Annotated in this window: 1 protein-coding gene and 1 pseudogene; one reads left to right on the top strand and one right to left on the bottom strand. The window is 32.7% G+C overall.

Annotated elements, in window-relative coordinates:
- Window positions 1–643, bottom strand: a pseudogene (locus RYL88_RS12030) (hypothetical protein); the annotation flags it as partial.
- Between the two features lie 430 nt (window positions 644–1,073).
- On the opposite strand from RYL88_RS12030, the gene RYL88_RS12025 reads away from it, so the two are divergent.
- A complete protein-coding gene (locus tag RYL88_RS12025) occupies window positions 1,074–2,396 on the top strand; it encodes a DUF5710 domain-containing protein (protein WP_314991596.1) in 1,323 nt (440 codons plus the stop codon).
- The last annotated feature ends 1,472 nt before the right edge of the window (window positions 2,397–3,868 follow it).

Genomic DNA, 3,868 nt, shown 5'->3' with positions numbered 1-3,868 from the left:
TTTCTCCGCTTTTACCCTCTTTTAAGTTTTTTACCAACAACGCATTCCTATCGTTGTTATTCTTAAAAAAATGCGTCGGATTGTCTTTTATCTCTTTGATTACGCGAAATACGTCCGCTTCGCTTTTAAACATTTCTGGATGCTTTAACGCTAGGCTCTTTAAATTTGCTGTCCATTCGTCGCTAAGTACGCCGCTTAAATCGTTTATCCATTTTTCAGGCTCAAATTTATGTTCGGCGTATTGCTTTGCCGCCGTGCCGTCTCTCATCGTCCAGCCCTCGCCCTTTACGACTTCTTGTTTTGTTTCTGCTTGCTCGAGCTTACTTCCTTGCTCGGCCGCTTCGTCTTTAGTCGAATTTTGTGATATAATATCGCCAGAGGCAGATGAATGCGCTTTTGCGCCAGTCCCAGTCTCATTTTTGAGAGTGGTAGGTAAGGACGCCCTACCCATCTGCCGCCTTACTAATCTTTCTATTTCTTTTTTATTCGAGCTTTTTAGAGCATGTACTATCAAATTTTCAGGAGTATCCTCTCTTCTGACGCCTATCATACCCGTTTTGCCGTCTTTTAATTTTTTTAGTAATAATGCACTTTGCGGGTTGCTCCCGTCGAGAAAATGGGTTGGGTCGTCTTTGATAGCCAAAATAAGCCTTGCGACCGCCCCCTTTGTTTTAAGAACGTTAGAATGCTTTTTCTGAAGCATATCCAAGTCTGCAACTATGGGATTATCGTTGATTTTTGCTTTTTCCCTAACTCCTTTAGAAAACCTAAATTCTGTATTTTGAGGCTTTGGCTTGCGGTCCCTTATCGTCTAGTCGCTGTTATTTTTTCTTGACTGATTTTGCTATAATATTACTACCAGCTTCCGACTCTTGTTTGGCTGTTTGTGGGGCGCTTAGATCGGAGAGCGTGTCCCCACCCCAAATCGCTTTACCTTTAGGTAAATTCTTAAACAGGTATTTTTAGTAGGCGTAGCATAAAATGAATGGAGAGCGTTTTTAATTTATATTATATTAATATTATAATAATATCTAAAAAATACTCTAAAGATATGATAACAATAGGATTTTAGTATGCCAAGAAAAAGAAAGAAAATTTACGTTGATGTTCCTTATTTACTAAGAAATGCAGCCAAAAATATAGGCGCTATGTGGGACAGTGATGAAAAGAAGTGGTTTATATATGATACTTTTGATGTTGAAGGATTGATGCGTTTATTGGAACGTGCAAAAACAGACACCAATACCACATCACAGTTTGCTCGCCCTACCCTACCCTACCCTAAAAAAGATATTGAAAGAAATGTATTTGATAGCAATGACGTGCTATGTAAATTTAAAATAGCACTAAATAATGCAGGACTTGAGGTGGATATTCCTATTATGGATGGCATTATTCATCGCGTTAGGGTGCAAGGCGACAGGGGTGCACAAAGAAGTGGTGCGTATATAGGCCACAACAATGAAACGCCGGCCGGTTTTATTCAAAATTTTAAGAGCGGTTTTAGCTCAAACTGGAAATACGAGAGTGATAATTTGCTGTTCGGTAATTATTCCAATAGCAGCTTGCCTCAAAGCGGTGATAAGCAGGTCGCAAATAAAGCGCCCTACTCTACTAAAAGTGAAGATCATGGGCTGAGCTTTAATAAAAAACAGCAAGAAAGGGACGCTGAGCTAGCAAAAGAGTATGAAAAAGCAGCGCATATCTTGAAAAATGAATTTTTATGCTCCTCTATGGCTGAAATAAATCATCCATATTTTGTAAAAAAAACGATAAGTAATAATTATGGTTTACGTCAAGATAGATACGGGAATTTACTGATGCCGCTTTTTGATGTAAGCGGTAAATTTTGGTCTGTCCAGAGGATATTTAAAAATGGCGATAAGATGATTGGCGCCCTACTCTCTAAAGCCCAAAAACAAAATAATGAAAAAATTTATGCCAAAAAACGCGGTAACTTTTATATTGTCACCGACGGCACTGTATATGATTCGAAAACAGCGACGCTTAATAATCAAATTTTGTCTAGCGTCGACGAAGTATTTTTATGTGAAGGCTTTGCTACGGCCGTTAGCGTAAATGAAGCAAGCGGCATACCTACTGTTGTAGGTGTTGATGTTGGTAATCTAGAATATGTAGTGCGCGGGATGCAGGAACAATTTCCGCATCTACACATTATAATCGCAGCCGATAATGATTTAAAAAACGAGAAGGAGGGAAGGGGAAATATTGGTAAAGAAAAAGCTTTTTATATAAAAAATCATTACAAAAACGTAAGTATTTGCATGCCTGTTTTTTATGCGATCGAAGTAGATAGTATGTGTAGCGATTTTAATGATTTGCGCAAAAGTAGGGGGCTTGCTGAAGTAAAAAAACAATTAAAAGAAATATTATAATCATATTATAAAAGAATTGTTATAATATGATTATAATACCATTATCGTATTTAAATAATACTAAATTAAAATATAAAATTTATAACTACTAAAATCTTGTATTATATTATACTTTATTAAATTACTAAAACAAAATGGTATGCATACTCTATTTTTGTTATGTTGTTTTTTAATAAACCTATAAAATTATTTTCTTATTGTGTTTTATTAGCTTTCAAAAACCTTTCCTTGGATATAGATTGTATTCACTCGTTATTTTTTAAAAACGTAATATTCTTAATCATTTACGCATTGGTACTAAAAAGAGCCGGCTTAGTCGTTTGCAGGTTGGATACTATTGTAAAAATTTATCATATTTTCATGGAGTTAAATAACTGCGGTTGCTTATTTTTATAGCACTTTTTGATTTTGCTAACTAAGTAGTATTACAATATTATAATAATATTGTAATAGTTATATTTAGATATTATATTACTATCTTAAAAATACAAAAATAATACTGTTAATAACATGATAGTGTAGTCTAGTATTAAAAAATTCACCATGTTTTTAGTGCTATAAATTTTAGTATATCAATACGCGATCAAGTAAAGGAGTGCTTGGCTACAATGAAAACTATGAAAAATTAAGTATATTGTTGATCCTGATTTTTTGAGAATCCAATTTTATGAATATAGTAAAAAGCCTAAAAGTAATACTGTGTCAGAAATTTGAGAAACTATTCATCTAAAAACTAATGAAAATAAGGAAGTAGGGCAGAAAATTTGAGATTTACTGATTTGCCTAGTAGTTTTCATCAAAACACTTCAAAGGCAGCAATTTGTTTGTTTCTTTGAATTTACGGGTTGTTGATTAACCATGGTAATCAAGACATAGCAACACTTTATTGAGCGTTCATTGTAATTTGTAAAAGGGTAGGGCGGTGAGATGATGATTGATGCAAAGTTGGTTTAGCTAGAAACAAGCTTAGATTTAATTTGTTTTTACTGTAATAATCTTGTTTTTAATACAATTTAGATATCTATTAGCTAGTATAATAATATTGAAATATTATTATAATAATATCTTTATAATATAATAGTATTGCTGATGGATATTGCAATAAAAAAGCTATGTAATAGTATCGTGTTTTATTGTTGTGTTTTGTATATTTTAAAAATTATCTCTTAATGTGTGCATTAACTTTAGTATTAAATTAATTTGATTAAAATATTATAACTACATTGTAATAATAGTATTTAGATATTATATTAATATTATAATATAAAATACGCCTCATTAGCATAATTGTGCAGTCAGCTTAAAATACAAAATGATGGATATGCATTATATGTTTTGTTGCGATGTGCGTACGATCTACAAAATATATGTATCAAATCCTAAAAAGTAAAACGATTTATTTATGGTTCAAGATAAGTTAAGCTGATTCTCTCTTATCATCTTTAGTAAAATATGATAGAAAGTTTTTGTAT

Origin of the sequence: uncultured Campylobacter sp., from assembly GCF_963517995.1 — a bacterium.
Lineage (GTDB): Bacteria > Campylobacterota > Campylobacteria > Campylobacterales > Campylobacteraceae > Campylobacter_A.
This window is presented reverse-complemented; position numbering and strand designations above follow the sequence as displayed.